Raw genomic sequence first — 25,437 nt, 5'->3', positions numbered from 1 at the left:
GCCCAATTCCCAATGCCCAATTCCCAATTCCCAATTCCCCAATTGAATTATGCAACGTCGCACTATTCATATAGATGAAAGTCCAATCCGTTTTGATCTGTGGCGGCGACGCTTGCCAAATTGGTTACAGCGCTTCCTACCAAGTGGTGGCGGCAGTCATGAAGATCATCATGGTAAAGGAATGTTCGGATTTTCCGTGTTCCTGCTGTCAGAAAGTATCATTTTTTTGAGTTTTATCTTTACTTATGTTGCTCTACGACTGACTACTAAAAATTGGCTGCCACCCGGTATATCGGGGCCGGAATTGTCTACAATTGTGGTTATTAATACGGTAGTATTACTTTCTAGTAGCTTTGTCATTCAACCAGCAGAAAATGCCCTCAAGCGTAATCAACTCACGAAATTTCGTTGGCTATGGTTAATAACGATCGCAATGGGAAGTTACTTCTTAGTTGGTCTGTTAATTGAGTGGAAAGGTCTCGACTTCAAAATTACTACAGGGTTAGTTGGTTCGACATTTTACTTACTAACAGGTTTCCACGGTCTACACGTCTTGGCTGGTGTTGTGCTTCAGATAATTATGCTGATTCGTTCATTCATCCCAGGCAATTATAATAAGACTCACTTCGGTACAAGTGCAACTACCCTTTTTTGGCACTTTGTTGATGTAGTTTGGGTCTTTCTTTTCTCACTTCTCTACCTTTGGCGAGCATAAAAAAAAATTCAGAAATTCCAATATTTTAAGGAGTAATGTGATGAATCTATTCTTACAAGAAAGACCAGCCTCAAAACGTACCCTAAAAACAATTCAAGAAACTCCAGCACCAGTTCAAGATCCACTAATTGCACGCGGATTACAAAAAGAGCAATATGCTGGCATTATTGGGCTAGCGATCGCTCTGATTGCTGCTGTCGGATTTTTTAGTCGCAGAGTGGAATATGCTATTGCATTTGCTGTGTTCCTCAGTGCTATTTTGATAGCTTTATTTTTATTCATCTAGTAAAGCTTTCATTATCTGATTTAACAAGATTTGCGAGGGATTTTATGAACAGCCCAGTTTATCAAACTGTAATTGTCGGCGGTGGTTTTGCAGGACTATTTACAGCCTTACATTTAGCTCACGAACATTATCCTCGTTCTGTTATCTTGATTGATAAAGACGAGCGCTTTTGCTTTAAGCCGCTACTATATGAATATTTCGATGGCGAGATGGATACTTTTCAGGTAGTGCCACGCTTTTCGGAACTACTTAAAGGTAGTGGAGTCATCTTTGTGCAAGATACAGTGCAATCGATAGACTTGCATCAACGGGAAGTCAAATTAGTATCGGGAAACTCCTATAATTACAGCAATTTAGTATTAGCCTTGGGCAGCGTTACTGGCTATCATCAAGTTGAGGGTGTTAGAGAAAATGCCTTTCCTTTCTGGACGCAAGCAGATGCGATCGCTCTTGAGCAACATTTACGTGACTGTTTGCAAAAAGCCATCCAAACTGAAGATGTAGAACAACGCAAAAAACTATTAACAGTAGTTATAGTTGGCGGTGGTGCAAGTGGTGTAGAAATGTCCGCTACTTTAGCTGATTTTCTCCCACATTGGTATAGCGCTTTGGGAGGAAATTCAAGTGAAATTCGTGTGATACTACTCAATCATGGTCAAAAAATCCTTGATGGCGATATTAACGATCCACTGCGCCCAATTGCTGAGAAAGAATTACAAAAACGCACTATACCAATTGAAATCCTCACGGGAGCAGAAGCCACTGCTATTCACCCTAATACAATTGAATATAAGAGCAATAATCAAGTTAACACACTGCCAACATACACCACAATTTGGACTGCTGGCACTTCCACTCATCCACTCATTCAAGACTTGCCAATTCCCAAAGAGCATCGGGATCATCATAACCGTCCCCTAGTCACTCCCACGATGCAACTACTCGACTTTCCAGAAGTTTTTGCCGGCGGTGATTGTGCAGCAGTTCAGGATAGTTCACTACCACCTACGGCTCAAGTGGCTTATCAACAAGGAGCCAATATTGCCCAGAATTTGAAAGCATTAGCGTTAGGAGAAGAACTCAAACCTGTTAAGGTTAACATCCGAGGAACTCTCTTAAAATTGGGGTTAAATGATGCTGCTGCTAACCTTTTCAATATTTTTGAAGTTGCAGGCGAATCTGGGCATTTAATCCGTCAAGGCACTTATTTAACGCTATTGCCAACACCAATTCATGACTTTAAAGCAACAACTGAATGGGTGGATGAAGAGATTTTTCATCACCACCTTGACTCTCACGATGTAGGTAAAAAAGTCGTGCAAGCAGTGGAAGTAGTTGGTGCAGGAGTTGTAGGTGTTTTAGTTGCGAGAAAATTATTAAAAATGTTGGGAGACGAGGAGAAAAGTAAATAAGGATTAGGAAGTGCTAAAAAGCTTTTTCCCTTGACATAATCTCCTTTAACAGAACGTTAATTATAAGTACAGAGGCTGTTGAATATGTCTAGTCAAACCGATGTACAAGTACAAAGAATCAGAGCTATTGGCTTAACAGTAACAAACTGTAATCGCTCTGTTGATTTCTACACACAAGCACTTGCTTTTGAACTCGTTTCTGACATTACTGTTGAAGGACAGGATTACAGCGACTTAGAAGGTGTGAATGGGGCAAAAATTCGCATTATCACTTTACGATTAGGTGATGAACTTATCGATTTGATGGAGTATCTTAATATTCAGGGTAAACCCATCCCCAGCGATTCACAAAGTAATGACCTGTGGTTTCAACATCTGGCAATTGTAGTGAGTGATATAGATCGCGCTTATGCACAAGTGTGTTCATTTCCCATTGAACCAATTTCAGTTGCTCCCCAGACAATACCACCTGAAAATAAAGCATCTGGTGGTGTCCGCGCTTTTAAGTTTAAAGACCCTGATGGTCATGATTTAGAGTTAATTTGGTTTCCGCCTGATAAAGGACAAGATAAATGGCATCAGAAAAACCATCGCTTGTTTTTGGGAATTGATCATAGTGCGATCGCTATTTCCAACACCGAGCAGAGTCTACACTTTTACTGCAACATCCTGGGAATGCAAATTGATAGCCGCAGTCTTAACTGGCGTGCAACCCAATCTCGCTTGGATAATTTACCAGGAGCCGAAGTCAAAATTACAGGACTGCGACCTGTTCAAGATGGTGTAGGAATTGAACTGTTAGACTATATTGTGCCTGGAAAAGGCCGCCCAATGCCGAGTGACTGGAAAAGTTGCGATATTGCACATATCCAAATTGAGCTAGTTGTAAATAATCTTGAGCAGTTAGTGGATAAGCTACGGCGTAACGGGGTTCAGTTTGTATCATCGCGGATTGTGCAGTTTAGCGATCGCTCTTTTCCTTACAAGCAGAGTTGTTTAGTTAAAGACCCTGACGGACACGCAGTCTTGCTGATTGTGGAATGATCTAAATCGAAATTTTTCAACCGTTTATTTTATACCGCCCTTGCTCTTCCCAAAATATTATGTTAGAGTTTCATTGAATGAACGTTCAATCAATGAAATATGCAAGGAAAAAGTTCACGACAGCAACAAGCTGTCGTGCGACGTGAACACCTAGTAGATACAGCATTAGCGCTGTTTTCCGAGCAAGGTTATGATGCAACGAGCATCAAGCAAATTGCAGTAAGGGCGGGTGTAGCAGTGGGACTGCTATATCATTACTTTCCAAGTAAGAGCGAGGTGATGAGGGCAGTTTGGGAACGGCACAGTTTTTTGCCAGAGTTACACGCGTTGCTTTTGGTTGAACATGGCGAGGCGGCGGCGCACGTTCTGCAAGACGTGGCAGAGAGGTTTTCGGCCATGCTCGATCGCAAAGAAGCGCTGTTTCGCCTCATGGTGCGTGAAAGCCAGAGTAACCCCGAAGTTGCGGACTGTCTGCACGCGATCGTGGAAGAAAGCATCACGGCGTTGGGGGCTTATCTGGAAACACGCGTTCGGGTTGGGGAACTGCGTCCCCACGATGGAACTTTGACCGCCAGAATGCTACTTGGAACAGTTTTGACCACGCACTTAGCGCGGCTGCCGACTCGCCCGTGGGCAGAAATAGTTGCCCAACTGCTAGACGGCATTAATTCTCACCCAGACTGAGATTAACTTTCATTGGAGGTTAAACACATGGAGACAACAATGAAAACGGACGTTATTATCGTCGGAGCAGGCCCCACCGGGCTTTCACTCGCCGTACAATTGATACGTTACGGCATCAACTTTGTAATCTTTGACAAAAAAGAAACTATCACAGATTTGTCAAAGGCTCTGGTTGTTCACGCCCGTACCCTGGAGATTTACGACCAAGTAGGTCTAGCTCAACAAGCTGTTGCAGACGGCGAGATCGTGCAGAAAGTCAACCTCATGCATGACGGCAAAATTAGCGCCCAAATCGATTTTTCCAACTTCGGCGGACAACTCAGCCCTTTTCCTTTTATGCTAGTTTTTGAACAAAACAAAAACGAGCGTCTGCTTTACGAGCATCTTCAACACAACGGCAAAGAAGTTCAATGGCAGACCGAAATGGAAAGCTTAACGCAAGATGCAAACGGCGTGAAAGCAGTTCTAAAAAATGCAACCGGCGAAACACAAACCATTGAAGCCCAGTATCTAGTGGGTTGTGACGGTGCAAGCAGTCCAACGCGCCATCTCCTCGACTTCCATTTTGAAGGTTCGACTTACCCACGTCTGTTTTATGTCGCGGATGTGGATATGGAGTTCGCAGCAGACAAGGCAACGTTTTACGTCACTCTGGCAGAGAATTCCTTCGTGCTGATCGTTCCCATGCAAGGCGAGAAGCACTGGAGATTAATCGGCAACCTGCCCGAATATGATGAGCAAGGCGATCGCGAAGTAACCTACAATGAAGTAGAAAACAAGGTCAAGCAATTGGTGCAGCGACCATTGGAGATTACAAACGTGCGCTGGTTTTCCAGTTACAAAGTACATACTCGTCGCGCCGAGAAGTTTTCCAAAGGTAGATGTTTTCTGGCTGGCGATGCGGCGCATGTTCACACACCTGCGGGGGGTCAGGGAATGAATACGGGTATCCAGGACGCTTATAACCTGGCATGGAAAATCGGGTTTGTTTTGAAAGGCTATGCCAAGGATTCAATTCTGGAAACTTACAATGAGGAACGTCTTGCCAATGCGAAACGGCTCTTGCAGACGACTGACAAGTTTTTTGATGTCGCGGCGGGCAACCAGTGGTATCTACAGTTTTTCCGTGACAACATTTTGCCAAGCCTTGCTAGTGTTGTAACACGATTTAGCGCAGCAAAAGAGTTTATCTTTCAGCTAGTTTCTGAAATCGGGATAAACTACCGCAACAGTTCTTTAAGTCTGCATCCAAGCGATTCTCGTGCCGAGAGGCTGCGCCAACGCTCCTTTGAGGTCAAAGCTGGAGACCGAATGCCCTATTTTCTGGCGGACGGCACTAACGTTTACGATCGCCTCAGCGCTCCGAAATTCCACTTACTTGTGTTCTCCAATGGGGAACACGACTATGAAGATTTGCAAGCGGAACTCGCAAACAAATACGGCGATTTTATCGATTTCAACGTTGTTCCGCTTTACCCACGCGTCGTGGAAATCTTCGGCAGTAATAAGCCTTTCAAAGTTTTACTAAGACCAGATAACTACATCGGACTGATCTCTACAGAATTATCCTTGGACGATCTCAAAAGCTTATATGGATGAGTTTATCGTAATTGAAAAGAAGCCCAAAACTCTGTCTGTTTAGAGTAATGAGAATACAATCTATTTAGCGATCGCTCTTTTCCTTATCGGCAGGGTTGTTTAGTTAAAGATCCTGACGGACACCCAATTTTGCTTGTCACAAAATTATCTAAATGAAAATACAAGGACTAAAATATTGCAATAAATATACGTTAAAACTGCATCAATTAAGCTTTTGTTCAAGGGTAGTGAGATAGTCGTAAGCACACATCGCATAAGCACGCACAATATTAATTTCATAGTGCTTACTATTTTCTTCCGTGAGATTGAGCAAGCTTCCTAAACTTTTGCTGACTTCCTTTGAAGTGAGAAGCCCCACTATCAATGCAGGATCAGTATTAATATTGAGATCCTTGCAAAGTTCTTTAGATGGTTTTGGGTTAGCACGGTGCTTCCAGCAGTTGGCAAATAACCGCAGAACTTTTAGCTCAAAGTCGCCTGGGATCTTTTTAAGATCAACACCTGTCTTATCAGAAAAGAGATTGCGACTGTCCATATAGGATATTTTCTTCGTAGAGAATTTATCTGGCAGAGCAGCTACAAGTAGTTTCATTTCACGCTCTACCCAATGAGATATGTCCACTAAGAGCAACTCTGCAAGTTTTATAAGTTCATAATTCCAGTCAGCTAAGTCGTCGAAGCACCTTTCTTTCTCGAAATCATCGGTAGCGCTTAGAGCCTGTGAGTAGAGCGTCTCTTGTTTTTCAAGGAGAGCATTAATGATAGTTTCTATACTCTCGGTGTGAAGTCTAAGTCCAACTTCGTATGGGATAAAAGAATTACGCATTGTCATATTTAGTGAACTCAGGCAAAGTTTTGAGCTTGGCGATAGATACTTTCAATTATCTCTCACAAAATTGCCTGTTTGGTACAATGTAGTGTTAACGATAAAATAACTCAACTTCCAAAAATCAAAGCATCGAGCGAATAAGCACCAGGGCCTAAAACCGCGATCGCAATCAGCATAACGCAATACATAAAAGCCTTTTCCCAACTTGGCGGTTCACCTTGTCCTAAAGCACCTTGATACTGTTCTTGAGGAATTAAGTATGGATCTTGAGCTACAAAAGGCTTACTTCCAGAGATGTGCAAATATATCGCAAAAATCATTGAGCAGAGAATGGGCAAAGTTGCTAAGAGTGTGAGGAATCCAATAATCAGAAAAATTCCGCCACCTAACATCGATGCAGCTGATAAAAAGCAAAGAAAGACAGGCGTTTTTAGAGACTCAGCCCACCGTCGAAGATGCGTTATCTTGGGATAGCCATGTAATATAAACAACCAACCAAGGCTAACTCTTAGTAGTAAAAGTGCTAATCCGGGAAATCCGTCAGGATACACAGGAGAAAGTGAACTTAACAAGTGTGGACTTAGCTGTGGGAAATTAAATGCAGCTAGGAAAAAAGCGAGTTCCTTCGGAATAGCTCCGCTTAACGCTACACCCAACCCAAATTGATAAATCATAGTTGTACACCACGGGTATTAAGGTCGATAACATATAACGAATGACCGGCTGTGATAAATAGGCGATCGCCTTCTTTACCACCGAAAGTCAGGTTAGCTGATGTCTCCGGTACAATAATTTTTCCTAAGCGAGTTCCATCGGGGGCGTATATCTGCACACTGTCTTGAGAACTAGTAAAAACATTGCTATGTTCGTCAACCCGCAGTCCATCCGGTTGTCCTGGTTCAATGACTGCAAATACACGCCCATTCTTTACATAGCGATTGCCCACAACTTCATAGACACGAATGTGATGAGGCCCTCCAGGAATATTAAATGCAGCTGTATCTGAAACATACAAAAGGCTTTCGTCTGGACTGAAAGCCAACCCATTAGGGCGTACCATATCTGTTACTACAGGATAAATCTCACCTGTTGCCGGGTCAAAGCGATAGACGTAACTTCCGGGTTGTTCCTGTTCGCCGCCGTAACCTTGGTTTGGCTCGGTAATCCCATAAGGCGGATCGGTGAACCAAATTGTACCGTCGCTTTTTACTACCAAATCATTTGGACTGTTCAGGCGTTTGTTGTCGTAGCGATCGACTAAAACCTTCCATTCACCATCATGTTCGCGTCGGATAATAGCACGCAGACCAGAGGAACAGGCAATCAGACGACCCTCTAAGTCACGGTAATTACCGCTTTGGTAATCAGATGGATCTCGTAGGACAGTCACATTGTCAGTGGGACTCCACCGCAACAGGCGGTTGCCGTGAGCATCGCTCCACACAACACTGTCATCTTCATGGAAGTAAACAGGCCCCTCGCTATGGACTGCACCGTTGGCAAGCTTTTGAAGTGAGGCTCCTGGGCGTACAATAGCAGGCAGGCGATCGTCATAAATCTCAATGGCTTCAGGCATAGAAATCTCCTGTTATTTAACTTGGCTACTGACGATAAATAGCAGGTTTAAATTAATACTAAAATACTATAGATGTATATTTAATATCGTGTAACCAACTGAGTACGCCACGGCGGAAATAGAGCAACCATTTAAAACCCCTAAAAAATTGATTCCATAATACTTTTGACTTCCGGCTTGCGGTACTGAGTGTAAAGTTTCTAGCTGTTTTCATCAGTTACTAAATACAATATTAAAGTTAATTATTATAAAGCTAATTCTTACTTTATTGATTTCTATTAACATTGAACCATAGATACAGCACTTCCTGCTGCTATGAGGTACAGATACTTGGGATGCTATTAGTAGTCTCTCAAGCTAGTAATGAAAAGTTTGTAGTAAGCACTTTAGTGCTTAGAAAATAAGGACTGAAGTCCTTACTACGAACTTTCTTACCTATTAATTTAAACTTGACAGACTATTAGCACAGATCAACGATAATTCGATCGATTAGTGTACCTCATAACTTCGGGAAGTGCTGTATAGATTGCACCAAAAGACTATTTTTATTCAAAATAAAGTTATTCATTTTTAAAATTAAATATTTTTTAACACATCAAATTAATAGCTTCATCAAAAATGCCAAGCAAAATTTATTTCCTATTTTTGTAAAGAGATTACATAGCTAATTCATACAATAGAAATAAAAAATGAAATTAAAATGAAATATTAACCTGTCTTTAGGCATAAATAAATATTAATCCATTAGAGAGAAGCAATATTGTAATTAAAGCTTTAGTCTAAGCATAAGAATCTGTCTTTAGAGCTATTTAAATTTTGATAAAATTTATAAATTAACTTAAAATATTGCCAAATTACTTGACGGCATCAAAGAAATTAAACCGTAATTAATATGAAATTACTAATTATCAATTATGACTAGCATCACAGAACATTACGACATCATTATTATTGGTACAGGAGCCGGTGGAGGTACATTAACTCACCGTCTTGCACCCACAGGTAAAAAAATTCTAGTGCTAGAAAGAGGCGACTTTTTACCGAGAGAGAAAGCTAACTGGAATCCAGAGGAAGTCTATCAAAAACATCGTTACCATACTGATGAGCAGTGGTATAACAGGGAAGGTAAAGCGTTTAAGCCTCAGACAGGCTACTGGGTTGGTGGCAATACCAAACTCTACGGTGCAGCCCTAATTCGATTCCGGGAGCGAGATTTTGAAAGGGTAATTTATAAAGAAGGAATTTCTCCAGAATGGCCTTTGAAGTATCAAGACTTTGAGCCATACTACACCCAAGCAGAAAAGCTATATGACGTGCATGGACAGGAAGGAGAAGACCCTACCGAACCACCTCGTAGCGAACCATATCCTTATCCGCCAGTGAGTCATGAGCCAGATATGCAGTCTCTTGCTGATGGCATTCGGGAACTGGGTTACTACCCATTTCATTTACCATTGGGATTAAAGCTTAATGAAAGCGATCGCACCAAGAGTCCCTGCATTCGCTGCGATACTTTTGACGGATACCCCTGTCTAGTACAAGCAAAAGCCGATGCTGATGTCAACGCCATTCGTCCGGCTCGTGAAAAGTATGCCAATGTTACTCTCTTAACTAATACCAAAGTCTTGCGGCTGCATACCAGTGAGTCGGGGCGAGAAGTGACAAAGGTAGAAACTGAAATTGGAGGAGAGCAACATTGGTTCACAAGCGATATTGTGGTTGTTGCCTGTGGTTCTGTCAACTCAGCTGCTTTGCTGTTGCGCTCTGCTAATGACAAACATCCCAACGGATTAGCAAATAGTTCCGATCAAGTGGGGCGGAATTTCATGAAACAACTGGAAACAGCCATAGTTTCCATACATCTAGAAGTGAATCACGCCAACTTTCAAAAAACCATCGCTGTCAACGATTTTTACTGGGGAGAGCCAGATTTTCCTTATCCGATGGGCATGGTGCAGAATACAGGTAATGTCCTAGCTGATATGATTCCCGGAGAAGCACCACCACTGATGGCTCCATTTGTCAAGCTGATTCCTCATTTTGAGCGCCATTTGCTGGCCGAGCGATCGGTGGGCTGGTGGTTGCAAACAGAGGATTTACCAGATCCAAATAATCGGATTCGGGTGGTGGGCGATAAGATTCATGTTGACTATACACTGAACAATATCGAAGCAAGCGATCGCTTAATTCATCGCTGGACATCTGTACTCAAATCAATTCCGCATTCAGCGAAACACGTCCTGCCATTTAGCATTTATCCGCGCACTCATATACCAGAACAAGCAGTTGCTCATCAATGCGGTAGTTGTCGATTTGGCACAGATCCCAAAACCTCAGTCCTTGACATCAATTGCCGTACTCATGATGTCGATAATCTCTATGTGGTAGATAGTAGCTTCTTTCCGTCAAATTCCGGTGCTAACCCTACACTCACGATTATGGCAAATGCGTTGCGTGTTGGCGCTCATCTAGCTGAACGTTTGAAGTAGAAAGTTTATTATTTCTAGGATGGACAAATTTATGAACGATCGACAGACTGATTTAGAAACGCAAAATCAAAACTCTCCAGAATCATCCTCTAATACTCATCCTATTACGACGGGATTGGGAGTTGTAGGAGGCGGGATTGCTGGAGCCGCACTAGGCCGCTCAATTGGTGGTAAAGTTGGTGCTGCAATTGGTGGAGTTGCGGGTGCGATCGCACTTGGAGTTGCAGCCAATGAACTGGTAGGATACACCGAGCAATTGATTGAAGAACTCCAACCAACAGTAGGCTTAGGATTAGGAGCCGATCATAAACCCGTTGAACTACCCTCTCACTATTCTTGGGAAGAATTACAAGCACTATCAAAACCTCAAGGTGAAAAAATGCAAGCTACCTAAGCCAAAAATTTTAATTACGAATTACGAATTACGAATTAATCATGTTTCCACTTTGGTTAAAAGCGGGTTTTTGGGATTTATTGCTGCTTTTGTCTTGAGTAAACTCGCTTGAAATTCCAACTTCAACTGTCTCTTGTAAATTGTGTGGGGAAACGTAATTGCAGTCATCGTGGCATTTATAGCAACGGATAGGAGGCTTAGTACACGTAGCGAAAACACCGAAATAAACTCTGCGTTACTTTGCGCTCAACTCTGCGCCCCTTTGCGTTTTAATAAACTTGTCCTAACACCTTTGGCGACTGCTATAACTCCTTATTCAACTTTCAACTCAATCACTTGTGGTTCACACACTCTAGGAATAATACTGACTTGTCCACAAAATTTCATTTTTGTATGGATTTCAAAACTATGCAGACATCAGTCTTAAGTAGAATCCAAATTTCATAATTATTTCACTTTTTTGTGAAAGCGTATTTAAATAAGGCTTTTAGCACTGGGTTGACTATGCGGCTGATATTAGTTGAGGATGAAGCAGATTTAGGTGCAGCAATAAAACAAGTCCTGAGCCATGAGGCGTATATAGTTGACTGGTTTCTAGATGGTACTCAGGCATGGCAATATTTAGAAACTGGCTGGACTGAGTACACACTTGCGATTTTTGATTGGATGCTGCCTGGAGTATCGGGGATAGAGTTGTGTAAATGGTTGCGCGATCGCCAATTAACTCTACCTGTATTGATGCTAACGGCTAAAGACCGAATGGAAGAAAAGATTATCGGTTTAGATAGCGGTGCAGATGATTATTTAATTAAACCCTTTGATATGGCAGAGCTGCTGGCAAGATTGCGGGCATTACAACGGCGATCCTCTTACGTAGGAACAACGCTGACACCTCAAGTCCAACCCCGACGCTTACAAGTAGGTTGCCTGACCCTCAATTACAGCACTCATCAACTTACTCGTCAGTATGGTCACGGTGAAAATCAAGTATTCTCTTTAACTGTCAAGGAATTTCAATTGTTGGAATATTTCATGAGACATCCTAACCAAATTGTCAGCCGCGACCAAATTATTAATCAGCTTTGGGAAATTGGTGCAGAACCAGTTAGCAATGTCGTAGCAGCGCAAATTCGCTTATTGAGACGCAAATTAGGAGAAGAAGAGAACGAATCTTTAATTGAAACTGTTTATGGTGTGGGCTATCGTCTCAATATTCCGGCTGCGGAAATAAGCAGATGATTTCTGCTAAGACAGCGACACTTTCACCAAGGTTATAAAAATATGGAACGCAATCCCATCTTTCACCAGACTCGGTTGCGCCTAGCAGCTTGGTATACCCTCGTCATGGGCGGTATTTTAGGGCTATCTAGTTTGGGGGTTTATAGTGTGGTTGCCCATGTCTACTATGAAACTATAGACCAGGGATTGCAATCAGTCGCAAATGCACTCCATAAAAGTATTGAACCAGCTTGGCAGCAACCCGGACAATTACAACGCCTGAATAAAGAATTTTCTTTAGAATTATGTGTGGCTCAGACAAATTGTTTGCCTAAAACAACAGCTATTAAAAAATCAATAACAGAGGCGGCGAATCCAGTTAATTACTATATACGTTTATTGGATCGCTCAGGAAAACTTTTTGCTAGTGGAGGCATAGAATTTGACAATTTTCCAATTACCTCAGCATTAGAGCATTGGCAAATATTAACAGATGACTCTGGCACTCGATACCGCGAAATCACTTTACCTTTGTATACTCAAAACCAGGTTTCGGGTTATCTACAAGTGGCGCGTAGTATCACTGATTTAGACCAACATCTGGTTTATTTAAGATTAGCTTTGGTATTAGGATTGCCAATTTCGATGATTTTCGTTGGTTTATCTAGTTGGTGGTTGGCAGGAAGAGCAATGCAACCTGTATATCTTTCCTACCAACAAATGCAACAATTTACTGCTGATGCTGCCCATGAGTTTCGCACACCTTTAGCAGCCATGTATTCTACTATTGAAGCTGCTATAAAGTTACAGCAAGAACCAAAATCCAATGGGGGCATTTTAGATGTACTCAAACGCCAAAATCGGCGCTTATCACAATTAGTTGGAGATTTGCTGTTATTAACGAGGATAGACCAAAAAGAACTAACAGGAGAATATCAGTCTTGCTGTTTGAATGATTTAATTAGCGACTTAATTGAGGAATTAGCATTTTTGGCAGTAGAAAATAAAGTAAATCTCTCTAAACAGGTGCAAGTCTCAGAGAAACTGTATGCGATGGGAAATGAAGAACAGCTTTATCGCTTAATTTCCAACTTAATTGCTAATGCAATTCAAGCTACATCTAGCGGTGGAAAAGTCACGGTTTTTTTAGAAAAAAGTGAGCTTTACACCATGATTAAAATTCAAGATACAGGAATTGGTATTGCTGTTGAACATCAACAGCGAATTTTCGATCGCTTCTACCGAGTAGATCGCGACGCCTACGGCGGGCTGCGCCTACGCTCTCGTACCTCTGGCGGTTCGGGTTTGGGATTAGCCATCGCAATCGCGATCGCCAGAGCGCATAAAGGCAATATTCACGTTCAAAGTCAACCTGGGCTAGGTAGTACATTTACAGTTCGACTTCCTCTTTCATCGTGATTTCTGGAAATAAATGTTGCTATTTAGTGCATTATTTATCTTGATAACGATATTCTATGCTAAGTAAGTTGGTGGGAATAAACCAAATTATACAGCAGAATTCAGAATTAAGGAGTCAGAATTCAGGAGTAAAACAGGCTTTGTACCTGGCTTTGAGACTTAGTTTGTGTACTTCACTAACTTGAAATCCGCTGTATTACAAAACATAAATATGCTTAAAACCCTTACCAATGACTAATGACTAATGACTAATGACTAATGACTAATGACTAATGACTAATGACTAATGACTAATGACTAATGACTAATGACTAATGACTAATGACTAATGACTAATGACAGTTAGCTTTAATTACACCGACTTACTTAAAGCTTTTGTTTAAAATCCAGAAGCTAAAACCATTTGATTTGGAGGAGTTTTGATAAATAATATTCGCGATCGCTTTAGGGGTTTTAAGCGCACAAGGGTTGAACCATCACAACTCAAACAGTTGGTACATGAATTGCTGGAAGAGTCTAGTCTCGACGCAACATATTTGATTTTGATTATTGGCTCATGTGCGATCGCTACATTTGGTCTACTTGCCAATAGCACTGCTGTAATTATCGGCGCAATGATTATCGCACCTTTAATGTTGCCAATTCGAGGTTTAGCCTTTGGTGCATTAATTGGAAATATTAACCTATTTCGTAAAGGCGTAATAGCAGTATTCTTAGGCACATTACTAGCACTTTTAATTTCTTGCAGTATCGGTTGGATCGTTAATCTACCTAGTTTCGGCAGTGAAGTGCTATCTCGCTCCAAACCTAATCTGCTTGATTTGGGTATTGCAGTCGCAGCAGGTTGTATCAGTGGCTACGCTAAGGTGAATTCAAAAATATCTGCTAGTGTGGCAGGGACAGCAATAGCTGTTGCCCTTATGCCCCCAATTTGCGTCATCGGTTTAGGTCTAGCAAAATTTAACTTGTCACTCAGCTTAGGAGCGACTTTGCTCTACCTAACGAACCTTTTGGGTATTAGCCTTGCTTGTATGCTGACATTTTTATTCACCGGCTATTCTCCTGTCGATCGCGCCCAAAAAGCGCTGCTATGGGCATTGGCGTTAACAGGTGCTTTATTGATACCTTTAACTGTGAGCTTTACCCGATTAGTTAGACAAGCAGAACTCGAAACCCATTTGAGAAAGGCACTCCTGAACCGAACTGTAACTTTTCAGCGTTTGGAACTACTGAAAACTGATACTAATTGGCTGAGTAATCCGCCTCAAGTTCGCTTAAGTGTTAGCGCACAATCACCTGTAACATCAAAGCAAGTAAGTCTGTTAGAAGCGTTTCTTGAAAAAGAAACTGGGCAACGTTTTTCCCTGATTTTTGAAGTTAGTCAGGTGAAAGAAGTCAGAGGAGAAAAATCAGATTCTCCTCACAAATAAGATAGATATCGACCGAATTTAAATATACGTTATTCTAAACTCTTCTACAGACGTATATAGCAATCCTATTTGATTAGTATTATATTTAGACCGTCCGTTTGTGCCTGGAGAATATATTCGCCTACCTATAAATTCCCAGCTTTCTGAGGAGATATTTGGACGGGTGGAGTCTATTGGACTGCGTTCTACTAAAATTCGTACTGTGGCGAAAAGTACTTTATTTATTGTCCCTAACTCAATATTAGCAAATCTGGAAGTGGAGAATATTAGTCGCGGTAAAAAGATAATGGTATTGCTCTACCTTGATTTTAATAAAAAGTTAGGAGAAAAAGAAGAAGCCTTAGTAGAACAGGTAATCAAAGAAAGTACTGATTCCTTGTTTGGGATCGATCCAGGTAGTACTAATATCGCTTTACCGAAGGATTCAGAAAGGGAAAATACCAGAGCTAGAATTACATTTTTTATTTTAGGCTCCAGTGAAAATTCTCTGGAATTAAGGAAGCGATTACTAGAATTGGCGAATGAAAAAGTTTCCAAAAAATTAAAATCATTTGGAATTGAATTTGTTATGCAAGAGCCTAATATTTATGTGGAATCTCCAGTAACTATGTAGAATTGAAAAACGACACAGGATGAACACTGTATCCAAATCTTTGGGGAAATACTCTAGCATCGCCCAGATGCCAAACAATACTAACTTTGACAACTTGGTATAGTTAGATATCAAATATAAATTTGTTTGAGTATATTATGATGCGTCGTTCTCTACGTTTTTCCTTTTTCTACTTAGTAGGAATTCTGCTGGTGCTTGGTTTGTGGTTGAGTCCGGGAATGGCACAAACTGGGTCAAAAGCTGCTGTAGTTGTGGATGGATACCAGATTTTTCAAGTCAGTGAGTCTGGTGAATTTAGCGCCAAAGAACGAGCTAACTTAATCAATTTACAACTAAAGGAGGCGGTAAAATCTGACAAAGCCATTCAGGTAAAAATTGAAGAACGTAACCAATTACCAACGATTTTATTGGGCGATCGCTATTTGCTAACTGTCACTAAAAATGATACTTTACCAGGCAGCAAACCTGATGAACAGGCTTCCCTTTGGGCTAAACAAATTCAGGAAGTATTACAACAATCTCAAGCAGAGCGAAGCTCACAATATATTCGCAACACTTCCATATTGAGTGCAAGTATTTTGCTGGGAGCATTTGCTATCTCCTGGTTACTCGGATTGTTCAGAAAACGGATTTTACGAATTGTACAGAGAAAATTAAATGATGCAAATGCAGAAGTTATAAATGCTGATTTACCCAAAGGATTAGCATTACTATTTGATTTAATCCTTTTCTTTGCCCGTGCTGGTATCTGGGCAAGCACTATTATTTATATCACTAATTTATTTCCCTACACTCGTCAATGGAGCTATCAAATCACCTATATTTTAAATTCTAGTTTCACATCTAAATTTATTACTCTGGGCAACAATTCTTACTCTTTAATCAACCTGCTAATTCTAGTGAGTTTATTATTCGCCTTAATAATCTTTGCTGGAACCATGACTAATATCCTGCGCTCTCGTGTTTTAAGTGTTGCAGGTATTAACCGAGGCGCTCAAGAGGCGATCGCCATTTTAACGAAATACAGCTTGATTGTAGTTGGTAGCATAGTCTTGCTGCAAATTTGGGGACTCGACCTCAGTTCTGTGACAATTTTAGCTAGCGCCTTGGGTATTGGGATTGGCTTTGGCTTCCAGGATATTGCAAAAAATTTCGGTAGTGGTTTGATTTTAGTTTTGGAACGTCCAATTCAGGTAGGTGATTTTATCGAAGTAGGAGATTTGCATGGCACTGTCGAGCGTATCAGCGCCCGCAGTACGGAAATCAGAACTCTCGACCATATTTCCATCATCGTACCTAATTCACGTCTTTTAGAAACTGAAGTGATAAATTGGAGCCACCGTAATCCCGTTTCTCGCTTACATTTACCTGTTGGCGTGGCTTATAGCGCGGAACCTGATTTAGTCAAAGAAGCATTACTAGATGCAGCCAAAGACCATCCTAATGTTTTAAATACACCTCCTCCCCAAGTACTTTTTAAAGGTTTCGGTGATAGCGCTCTCAATTTTGAGTTGCTGGTGTGGACAGCAGAACCTCACAAACAGTTTTTAATTAAGAGTGATTTATATTTTTCCATCTATGAAGTTTTATGCAAGCGGCAAATAGAAATCCCCTTTCCTCAGCGTGACTTGCATTTGCGTTCTGGGACTTTGGGACTTTCTCCGCAAATAGAGAAGGCTTTACAGCGACTATCTGAAGAATCTGCTAAGGGATACAATGATACAGCAACTTGATATCAGACCTGCCAAAAAAATGGTAAACATTCAAAATGTAAAAAAAGAAGATTATTGACCGTTTTTTCATCCTATTTATAGATAGGAAAAACTAACTAAAGGTGGAGTTCAATATCAGGATATTTTTATATTCTTATTAAGATTGACTAATTAAGCAAGTAAGATCATGAATGCAGATATATCCGCACTCTGGGACAGAGTTCAGGGAATGATTAACGGATTCATTGTCCTACTGCCGAATATCGTGCTGGCATTGATTGTCTTTGCAATCTTCTTCGCGGTGGCTAGAGCGATTAAGAGAGTAGTTAAACGATTGACTCGCGATCGCCATCAAGCTCGGAATCTAGGACTAGTACTGGGACGCTTGGCGCAAGGTACAATACTGTTAATTGGGCTATTTGTTGCTTTGTCGATTGTAATACCGACATTTCGAGCCGGAGATTTGATACAACTACTGGGGATTAGCGGCGTAGCGATCGGCTTTGCCTTTCGTGACATCCTACAAAACTTCTTGGCTGGGATTCTGATCCTCTTGACAGAGCCGTTTCAAATTAATGACCAAATAGTTTTTAAAGATTTTGAAGGGACTGTAGAAAATATTGAGACACGAGCGACAACAATTAGAACTTACGATGGTCGTCGCATTGTCATTCCTAACTCAGAATTGTTCACTAATTCGGTAACTGTAAACACTGCCTTTGACAGTCGCCGACTACAGTATGATGTCGGTATTGGTTACGGCGATGATATAGACCGAGCCAAGGAGTTAATGCTGGAAGCATTGCATAGTGTGCCGGAAATACTGAAAGACCCTGCACCTGATGTGCTGCTCATGGAACTTGCCGAAAGTACCGTTAATATCCGCGTTCGTTGGTGGATTAACCCGCCACGACGTGCAGATGACCTCGCCTCACGGGACAAGGTGCTTTCTACAATTAAGAAAACGTTAGTTGAAAACGGCATCGATTTACCCTTTCCCACACAGCAAATTTTACTCCATGACCAGACAGAAGAGATAGATGGAAACCGCTCCCGTCAGCGAGAAGGTTGGCCATCTGGTAAAGGCAAAGTACCAAAACCCCGCAACATTGGTGATTCACTTCTTTTACTTGCTCAAGAGCGCTCCTCACGAGATGACAACGGTAAGGTAGATGCTCAAATCAACGAACAATGAGAAATGTCAAGATAAGCAAATTGTGGGATCAGCTCCACGCAATGCACTGGCAACTCTATTGCCTCTGTGGTTCGATGAAAAAATAATTTTAAAACTATTTAATTCATGCTAAATATTCTATTTAACTGGAATCCCTTAATGGTCTTAGATTCTACCACAAGTGAAGTTGTAATTGCAGAACAACTCAAGCAATTTCTACTAGTATTATCTGTATCATTGGGTGTAGCAACACTACCACAAATTTTTAGTTGGTTTCGCCGCATTCCTTATACACTCTTACTGGTCATAGTGGGATTAGGGTTAGCATTCGTAAATGTGCGATTGGTTAATCTCTCTCCTGAATTGATTCTGATGATTTTCTTACCGCCACTGCTGTTTGAAGCTGCTTGGAATTTGAAATGGTCAGACTTAAAGCGGGATTTGTTACCTATTTGTTTATATGCAGTAGTAGGGGTAATAATTTCTATTGCTGGAGTGGCACTCGGTCTTCATCAATTCGCTGGACTTGAACTTAGCATTGCTCTATTAGTTGGAGCTAGTCTATCAGCAACCGATCCGGTTTCGGTAACGGCTCTATTTCGGGAACTTGGAGCAAGCAAACGTCTAAGAACGCTGATGGAAGGAGAAAGTTTATTTAATGATGGTATGGCCGTTGTGGCTTTTGGCTTATTAGTTGCTCTGCCGTTAGGTACTGCCAAACTTGATTTACAGTCTGCAATATTCGAATTTTTTCAAGTAGTAGGCATTGGTATCAGCGTTGGAGGATTAATTGGGTTTGGTATTTCCTATCTAACACAACGTTTCGACTTACCATTAGTAGAACAATCTCTTACCCTGGTTTCTGCCTACAGCACTTACCTAATAACAGAATATTTAGGTGGTTCTGGAGTGATTGGAGTTGTCACCACAGCTTTAATTTTGGGCAACTTTGGCTCACGCATTGGCATGAACCCGCGCACGCGGATCATTGTTACTGAATTTTGGGAATTTCTAGCTTTTTTTGTAAATTCGATTGTTTTTCTCTTAATTGGCGATCAAATTCGCTTTGCTATCTTAGGAGATAACCTAAAAAGTATTGCAGTCACAATTGTGGCGATGATTGTGGCACGGGCAGTATCTATTTATGCTTTAAGTAATCTTAGCAACTGGTTAGCTAAATCCGAAATTCCTTTATCTGAACAAACTGTATTGACGTGGGGTGGGCTACGCGGCTCTGTCTCCATTGCTCTGGCTTTGAGTGTACCAGCCATACTCCCGCAAAGGGAAGAAATTATTGCCACTGTATTTGGAGTAGTTTTATTTACCCTGTTAGTACAGGGCTTAACCATCCAACCATTATTAGAAAAACTCCAACTTTTAGGTTCGCAACCGCTACGTCAACAATACACCGAAGCAATTGCCCGTCAAGTTGCTCTCCAAAGGGCGCTGGAATATTTAGAAACAGCACAAAACCGTCCGGGAATTGAGCCAGAGTTTTATCGCTACCAGAAGACGCTGCTTTCAGGAGAAATTACCTTTTTGCAAGAAGAAATTGACAAGTTACTTGATGAATACCCAAATTTGCAAGAATTTTCAACCGAAGAACTGCGAGGGGAATTGCTGGCAATTGAAGCTGATACATACGCTGAGTTTGTCCGCGCAGGTAAGTTAAATAAAGAACTGTTACCTTTTTTGCAAACAAACTATGACAGAGCAGATGGGAAGGAATAAGTCTATACTGCATGGTAAGCGATCGCCAATTAACAATATTTTGACAGTTTTAATCGTCTTCCACAGCCTCAAATCCTCTCCCCATTATTCAGCAATTCGGGATGGTAATCAAATTACCATTCCTGAAAATTACTTATCCAAAGACTACAAAGCACCGGGATTTCGCCTTTCCTCCCTCGACAGTCCATTAAATCCATCAAATGGCAAAGAATCTGCGGAAACTCAGCAATAATACTAAACTAAATTAATTGGTGGAGATATACCATGCGAATACTGACTTTATTAGCATTAGCGATCGCAATCGCAGCTGTGACTTTCGCACTGCAAAACTCAGCCCCGGTAGCAGTACAATTTTTAGTGTGGCGATCGCTAGACTTGTCAATGGCGCTAATACTTCTGCTTACCTTTAGTTTTGGCGTGTTATTTGGCTTCATCATCTCATTATTTCCAGCCATCAAAGGTATGAGAAAAAGGTCTGAACTCAGGCGGAAAATCGAACAACAGACCGACGATATTGAAGACCTCAATCGTCAACTAACAGAAGCAAACAATCAACTTCAGGTGCTGCAATCTACACAACCACAACACTATTTACCTCAAGACGCATCGTCAAATTATTCTTCAGATGCCTATCTTGAATGATGTTTATTATCAAAACAAATTATCAGGGTTGGTTGCAATGGACTTTATAAGTATAATTCAACACTGGCTAAAAGACCCAACAGTGGAAAAACTTATCCAAGTCTGCATAGCTATTTTAGTTATCACTCTCATCGTCCGCACCTTAAGTAACTCTGTACCCCGCTACATTTAGGATAATGATACCCGCTATCACCTCCGCAAGACAATTAACTTCATTGGCTGTGGGTTGATTTTTCTGTTTGCTGCAAGTATATTTAGCGACAACTTCCGCCAGTTAACAGTTATTTTCGGGGTTATTGGTGCTGGTGTCGCTTTTGCTTTGCAAGAGGTAATTGCCAGTTTTGCCGGCTGGGTTGCTATTTCTTTCGGTCAATTTTATAAGCCTGGAGACAGAGTTTTACTTGGAGGAATTAGGGGAGACGTGATAGATATCAGTATTCTCCGTACCACCATCATGGAGTGCGGTATCAGCCCTATCTTTGATAAAAACGTGATACTCAATATAGCAAATTAACTCAACTAAAGTGCAGATATGCACGGGGTGAGATGATGACAACTCCAACCCAAGAAGAAATTAGATTAGCAGAAGCCCAAAATCACATAGCCCATTGGCGCAGATGGGGGCCTTATTTAAGCGATCGCAACTTACACAAAATTGTAAACTCTTTAGGTTCTGTCTTCATTTGCTCCAGCCGTCAAAAATACCATCCGTTTAAAGGCTCCCAAGAACAACCACAGGTAATTGAACGCTCACTTTAGTACCTGTCACGGTGTCAGACTCAATGGATAATTCTCCACCATGAGCATTAATGATACGTTTGCTAATGGCAAGCCCCAACCCAGTACCGCTTGGTTTTGTGGAAAAGAACGGCTGCGTTAGCTTTGACAAAACCTCTGAAGGAATTGGCTCACCACCATTGCAGACATTAATGCAGATTTTATCAGGAGACGAACTATCCACTTCCCATTTAATCACATCTCCTGCTGAGACTGCCTCACAAGCATTGCGAACAATATTAATAAACACTTGTTTTAGCTTATCTTTATCTCCTAAGATTTTGACTGTAGGTAACGCTGGAATAAATTCGATTTGCCGTGAGAGCGCTTCTGGCATCTCGCACATTGGCATCAGTAATTCACAAATAAATTCATTCACATCCAATTCACACAGTTGCAACACCTGGGGTTTGGCATAAAGCAAAATTTCACTCAGCAGATTTTCTAGCCGACTAGCCTCACTAAGTGCCAACGATAATCGCTCAAGAGCCGCTTCAGTCAGAACAGTTTTCTTAAAATACTTCAATCCCATAATCATCGTTGTTAGTGGATTGCGAATTTCATGCACAATCATCGCCGCAAATTCACCAATAGCTGCCAGCCGTTCCTGTTCTAAAAGCTTGGCTTGGGCTGCTTGTAGTTCTGCGGTGCGTTTTTCTACCTCAGTCTCCAGAATATGATTAAATTGGCACTGCTGCTGGTAAAGATGGTAATGGTCGATGGCAGTAGCAGCACGTTCAGCGAACAATTCCACAATTTGGATTTCTTCTTTGGTAAATTCCCTTGCTTGCCGATGAAAAGAGCAAACAGTACCGAAGACTTGACCTTCGGTAGTTTGCAAGGGTATACCTAAATATGCAGGGTAACCTGGCGCAGGTTTACCATATTCTGGATTAGCCACAGCATCCTCAACAGCTAATGTGCGCCCAATTTGCATAACTGTAGCAATCAATCTACCATGCAGTGCATAAACACGAGGTGTATCTTCGGACATTTCCAGACTACTCGCTAGAATAGTTTCAAACCCTTCTTGGCAAAAGGTAACAACCGTCCAATCAACTGCAATCAGTTCGCTGACTCCACAGGCAATGTTATGTAAATAGCTACCTATCTCACCAGTGCGATAGTTCAAAGAGGACAAACGTGCTATTATCTGCCGTTCCCTCTGCCAAGGCTGTTGCAACAACATTTCTTCATCATCGGCTCTGCTCATGGATGCTTGTTGCATGGTTTAGCAAAATAAGTGAAAAAATCAAATATTAAATATTGGATTTTCCAGGTATTAACTCTGGATATCCTAATAATTTTGATGGGGAAATTTTACTAGATAAATGTGCTATTTATGCAAGAAAAGTATGAAATTTTACCTAAATAAATGTAAATTTATACAACTGGCAAGCAAACACTAGGTTAGTTATTAGCATTTTACCGTATCTTTTTTTACATTTAATCACCCATAACCTAAAAATTTAAATTTTGCTGAGAAATCTGTAAGAAGTTTCTAAGGTAAATATCAGTTTTTGAGATATCAATCCTTATCTATTCATAATCCTTAGATAAATTATTTAAGCAATAATCAGTTTAAAGTTCAAGCCAAGAGCTATATTGCTGATTGATGCACTGAGGAATTGAAATTATGAAATTAAGATATTTATTAATACTGGGCTTGTCTTCTCTTATCATGGTTGGCTGCGTCCGCGAAGTCTCAAAGAAACAGGCTAATGAAAGTCCTATAGCTGTGAATGCCTCTGTTCCCATGTCTTCAACTCAGGCGAAACCGTTAGCCAAGTCAGCACAATCTCCAAATTCAACTGCGATGAAGTCAGGCACATTTGTTTCTGGAGAACAAACAACTCAAGGGAAAGTTCGTATTACCACTAAAGACGGCAAATCATTTCTACAGCTTGAGGAATCATTTAAAACCTCCGAATCAGGGCCAGATTTAGTAGTAATTTTGCATCGTTCAGATAACGTGATTAATTCAACTAAGCCACCATCGTATCCTCTAAATAAGGAAGACTACACGATCCTTGCTCCGTTACAAAAATATAGTGGCGCTCAAACATATTCTATTCCTCAAAACACCAATTTAGGAGACTACAAATCCATCGCTATCTGGTGTCGCAAGTTTAATGCTACTTTTGGCGCTGCTAGTTTGAGTTAGTAAATATTAACCAACAACTTATTAAAAAATATTCCGCTTGGTCGCTTCGGTCAACCGCAAGACGTTGCTTCTTTAGTCGCGTTTCCAGCTACGGTTCCGAGGTATGGTCTTGAAATTATTCCTCCACCTACTGCATCTTCGCAGATATAGCCCAACATCACTAAAAGTATTAAACAGGAACAACGATGCTAGAAAGTCTGGGAAGAATTAAGAATCCATTAGTCAGAAGTATAGCCGCAGCAGCTACAGTTGGTTCGGTAATTACCTTATCTGCTGCTGTTGTAATTGGAGTAACCAATGCCAAAGCTAAATCTGCCTATCAATTCGGTGTCTATTCCTCACTGTTTGGAGTAGCTAGTGGTACAGTATTTGGCTTAGTTTATACAAACAAAGCAAGTGGAAATAAATCTACTTCAGACCTCAAAGCATCAGATAGTCATGTTTGGCAAGATTGGCGCAATTTTGTTATTGTTCGTAAGGTGAAAGAGAGCGAAGAAATTACTTCTTTCTATTTACAAGCTGAAGATAAAGGGGAATTTCCCAACTTTCAACCAGGTCAATTTTTAACCATCAAACTTGATATACCTGGACAGGATAAGCCTGTAATTCGTACTTACTCACTTTCAGATTATCCTGAAAAATGTGAATACTATCGCCTCTCAATTAAGCGGGAAGCTGCACCGAACGGATTAGATGTTATGCCCGGTATAGCATCTAATTTTATGCACGATCGCATTCAAAAAGGTTCAGTAATTCTAGCAAAACCACCAAACGGGAAATTTATTTTAGATGTGCAGAAATCTATCCCCATAGTATTGATTAGCAATGGTGTGGGAATTACACCGATGATTAGTATGGCGAAAGCTTGTAGTCTTCTTAATCCTATTCGTCCTATTTGGTTTGTACATGGTGCTAGAGACGGAAAATTTCATGTTTTTCGGAATGAAGTGAGGGAAATTGCAGGGCAAAATCATAATCTGAATATACATTTTCGCTATAGTCGTCCTACACCTGAAGATAGAGGTAAATACCACAGTGTTGGTTATGTTGATGCTGCTCTTATTCAAGAGTTAGTACGACAAGAAGCTGAGTATTTTTTGTGCGGTTCTTCATCTTTTATGCAGTCCATAATGCAAGGATTGAAGGAATCGGGAGTACCTGACAGTAGAGTATTCTTTGAATCTTTTGGTAAACCGATGAAAAGTCAGTCTGATAAACAAACTGCGGGAGCAACTGGAGATGAAAGATTTGCAGAGATTGTCTTTGCAAAATCTGGCAAAACTTTGACATGGCAACCTAGTGATGGCACTATCCTAGAATTTGCCGAAGCCAATGATATTAATCCACCTTTTAGTTGTCGTGTAGGTGTTTGTGGTACTTGTATGTGTAAAATCCGTGAAGGTGTAGTTGCTTACCAAGAAGAACCAACTGCAACAACTGATAAGGGTTCGGTGTTAATTTGTATTTCTCAACCTGGAACGGCAAAATTGGTGTTGGATATTTAATAAATTCCTCTAATAATCAAGTAA

The 25,437-nt window shown here is 41.0% G+C and carries 25 protein-coding genes and 1 pseudogene; 22 read left to right on the top strand and 4 right to left on the bottom strand.

Annotation, left to right across the window (positions count from 1 at the left end):
- The first annotated feature begins 49 nt into the window (after positions 1–49).
- The 6 genes from CDG76_RS26865 to CDG76_RS26840 all read left to right on the top strand — a co-directional run bounded on the left by CDG76_RS26865 (position 50) and on the right by CDG76_RS26840 (position 5,740).
- Positions 50–715, top strand: coding sequence for a cytochrome c oxidase subunit 3 (locus tag CDG76_RS26865; protein ID WP_094351933.1), 666 nt, complete (start codon positions 50–52; stop codon positions 713–715).
- Between the two features lie 40 nt (positions 716–755).
- Positions 756–1,001 (top strand): hypothetical protein, encoded by a 246-nt coding sequence (locus tag CDG76_RS26860; protein ID WP_094351932.1) that lies wholly within the window; start codon positions 756–758, stop codon positions 999–1,001.
- Positions 1,002–1,045: 44 nt separating this feature from the next.
- A complete protein-coding gene (locus CDG76_RS26855) occupies positions 1,046–2,413 on the top strand; it encodes an NAD(P)/FAD-dependent oxidoreductase (RefSeq protein ID WP_094351931.1) in 1,368 nt (455 codons plus the stop codon).
- An 84-nt stretch (positions 2,414–2,497) separates the two neighbouring features.
- Positions 2,498–3,457: a VOC family protein gene (locus CDG76_RS26850; RefSeq protein ID WP_094351930.1), complete on the top strand. Its 960-nt coding sequence runs from the start codon at positions 2,498–2,500 to the stop codon at positions 3,455–3,457.
- Positions 3,458–3,556: 99 nt separating this feature from the next.
- Positions 3,557–4,141: a TetR/AcrR family transcriptional regulator gene (locus tag CDG76_RS26845; protein WP_094351929.1), complete on the top strand. Its 585-nt coding sequence runs from the start codon at positions 3,557–3,559 to the stop codon at positions 4,139–4,141.
- 27 nt (positions 4,142–4,168) lie between these two features.
- The gene (locus CDG76_RS26840; protein WP_094351928.1) at positions 4,169–5,740 is read left to right on the top strand and encodes an FAD-dependent monooxygenase; all 1,572 of its coding nucleotides are present in this window, start codon (positions 4,169–4,171) and stop codon (positions 5,738–5,740) included.
- A gap of 202 nt (positions 5,741–5,942) precedes the next feature.
- Here the strand turns inward: CDG76_RS26840 and CDG76_RS26835 are convergent, their stop codons facing one another.
- The 3 genes from CDG76_RS26835 to CDG76_RS26825 form a co-directional block, all read right to left on the bottom strand.
- A complete protein-coding gene (locus tag CDG76_RS26835; RefSeq protein ID WP_094351927.1) occupies positions 5,943–6,572 on the bottom strand; it encodes a hypothetical protein in 630 nt (209 codons plus the stop codon).
- Positions 6,573–6,676: 104 nt separating this feature from the next.
- Complete coding sequence (locus tag CDG76_RS26830) at positions 6,677–7,243, bottom strand: DoxX family protein (RefSeq protein WP_094351926.1); 567 nt, start codon at positions 7,241–7,243, stop codon at positions 6,677–6,679.
- Complete coding sequence (locus CDG76_RS26825; protein ID WP_094351925.1) at positions 7,240–8,145, bottom strand: SMP-30/gluconolactonase/LRE family protein; 906 nt, start codon at positions 8,143–8,145, stop codon at positions 7,240–7,242. Before CDG76_RS26825 ends, CDG76_RS26830 begins: the two co-directional genes overlap by 4 nt.
- A gap of 914 nt (positions 8,146–9,059) precedes the next feature.
- Here CDG76_RS26825 and CDG76_RS26820 point away from each other — a divergent pair.
- The 14 genes and pseudogenes from CDG76_RS26820 to CDG76_RS26760 all read left to right on the top strand — a co-directional run bounded on the left by CDG76_RS26820 (position 9,060) and on the right by CDG76_RS26760 (position 21,726).
- Complete coding sequence (locus tag CDG76_RS26820; RefSeq protein WP_094351924.1) at positions 9,060–10,634, top strand: GMC oxidoreductase; 1,575 nt, start codon at positions 9,060–9,062, stop codon at positions 10,632–10,634.
- Positions 10,635–10,665: 31 nt separating this feature from the next.
- The gene (locus tag CDG76_RS26815; protein ID WP_094352096.1) at positions 10,666–11,028 is read left to right on the top strand and encodes a hypothetical protein; all 363 of its coding nucleotides are present in this window, start codon (positions 10,666–10,668) and stop codon (positions 11,026–11,028) included.
- A 504-nt stretch (positions 11,029–11,532) separates the two neighbouring features.
- A complete protein-coding gene (gene rppA / locus CDG76_RS26810; RefSeq protein WP_094352095.1) occupies positions 11,533–12,267 on the top strand; it encodes a two-component system response regulator RppA in 735 nt (244 codons plus the stop codon).
- Positions 12,268–12,309: 42 nt separating this feature from the next.
- Positions 12,310–13,665 carry a two-component system sensor histidine kinase RppB gene (gene rppB, locus CDG76_RS26805; protein ID WP_094351923.1) on the top strand — a complete coding sequence of 452 codons (1,356 nt, stop codon included), beginning with the start codon at positions 12,310–12,312 and terminating at the stop codon, positions 13,663–13,665.
- Between the two features lie 419 nt (positions 13,666–14,084).
- Complete coding sequence (locus tag CDG76_RS26800) at positions 14,085–15,095, top strand: DUF389 domain-containing protein (protein WP_094351922.1); 1,011 nt, start codon at positions 14,085–14,087, stop codon at positions 15,093–15,095.
- Between the two features lie 73 nt (positions 15,096–15,168).
- Positions 15,169–15,708: pseudogene (locus CDG76_RS26795) on the top strand (mechanosensitive ion channel domain-containing protein); the annotation flags it as partial.
- 137 nt (positions 15,709–15,845) lie between these two features.
- Positions 15,846–17,441: a mechanosensitive ion channel family protein gene (locus CDG76_RS26790; protein WP_094351920.1), complete on the top strand. Its 1,596-nt coding sequence runs from the start codon at positions 15,846–15,848 to the stop codon at positions 17,439–17,441.
- A gap of 166 nt (positions 17,442–17,607) precedes the next feature.
- Positions 17,608–18,615: a mechanosensitive ion channel family protein gene (locus tag CDG76_RS26785; RefSeq protein ID WP_094351919.1), complete on the top strand. Its 1,008-nt coding sequence runs from the start codon at positions 17,608–17,610 to the stop codon at positions 18,613–18,615.
- A 138-nt stretch (positions 18,616–18,753) separates the two neighbouring features.
- The gene (locus CDG76_RS26780; RefSeq protein WP_094352094.1) at positions 18,754–20,325 is read left to right on the top strand and encodes a Na+/H+ antiporter; all 1,572 of its coding nucleotides are present in this window, start codon (positions 18,754–18,756) and stop codon (positions 20,323–20,325) included.
- Complete coding sequence (locus CDG76_RS26775) at positions 20,300–20,557, top strand: hypothetical protein (RefSeq protein WP_143854181.1); 258 nt, start codon at positions 20,300–20,302, stop codon at positions 20,555–20,557. Before CDG76_RS26780 ends, CDG76_RS26775 begins: the two co-directional genes overlap by 26 nt.
- A 32-nt stretch (positions 20,558–20,589) precedes the next feature.
- Entirely contained in the window at positions 20,590–20,967 is a 378-nt protein-coding gene (locus tag CDG76_RS26770; protein WP_094351917.1) for a LapA family protein, read from the top strand.
- A 37-nt stretch (positions 20,968–21,004) separates the two neighbouring features.
- Positions 21,005–21,139, top strand: a complete 135-nt coding sequence (locus CDG76_RS39210; protein ID WP_262984366.1) for a hypothetical protein — start codon at positions 21,005–21,007, stop codon at positions 21,137–21,139.
- A gap of 54 nt (positions 21,140–21,193) precedes the next feature.
- Entirely contained in the window at positions 21,194–21,481 is a 288-nt protein-coding gene (locus tag CDG76_RS38640) for a mechanosensitive ion channel domain-containing protein (RefSeq protein ID WP_333783394.1), read from the top strand.
- A gap of 32 nt (positions 21,482–21,513) precedes the next feature.
- On the top strand, positions 21,514–21,726 hold the full coding sequence (locus CDG76_RS26760) for a hypothetical protein (protein WP_143854180.1): 213 nt from the start codon (positions 21,514–21,516) through the stop codon (positions 21,724–21,726).
- Here the strand turns inward: CDG76_RS26760 and CDG76_RS26755 are convergent.
- On the bottom strand, positions 21,680–22,972 hold the full coding sequence (locus CDG76_RS26755) for an ATP-binding protein (RefSeq protein ID WP_442946392.1): 1,293 nt from the start codon (positions 22,970–22,972) through the stop codon (positions 21,680–21,682). The two genes, CDG76_RS26760 and CDG76_RS26755, sit on opposite strands and share 47 nt — an antisense overlap.
- Positions 22,973–23,380: 408 nt before the next feature.
- Between CDG76_RS26755 and CDG76_RS26750 the strand changes: the two genes are divergently transcribed.
- Together CDG76_RS26750 and CDG76_RS26745 are read left to right on the top strand one after the other, a co-directional pair.
- The gene (locus tag CDG76_RS26750; protein ID WP_094351915.1) at positions 23,381–23,908 is read left to right on the top strand and encodes a DM13 domain-containing protein; all 528 of its coding nucleotides are present in this window, start codon (positions 23,381–23,383) and stop codon (positions 23,906–23,908) included.
- Positions 23,909–24,093: 185 nt separating this feature from the next.
- Positions 24,094–25,413: a 2Fe-2S iron-sulfur cluster-binding protein gene (locus tag CDG76_RS26745; protein WP_094351914.1), complete on the top strand. Its 1,320-nt coding sequence runs from the start codon at positions 24,094–24,096 to the stop codon at positions 25,411–25,413.
- Positions 25,414–25,437 lie beyond the last annotated feature (24 nt).

The organism is Nostoc sp. 'Peltigera membranacea cyanobiont' 210A, assembly GCF_002246015.1.
Lineage (GTDB): Bacteria > Cyanobacteriota > Cyanobacteriia > Cyanobacteriales > Nostocaceae > Nostoc.
Note: the sequence above shows the minus strand (reverse complement) of the source record. Positions and strands in the feature narration are given on the sequence as shown.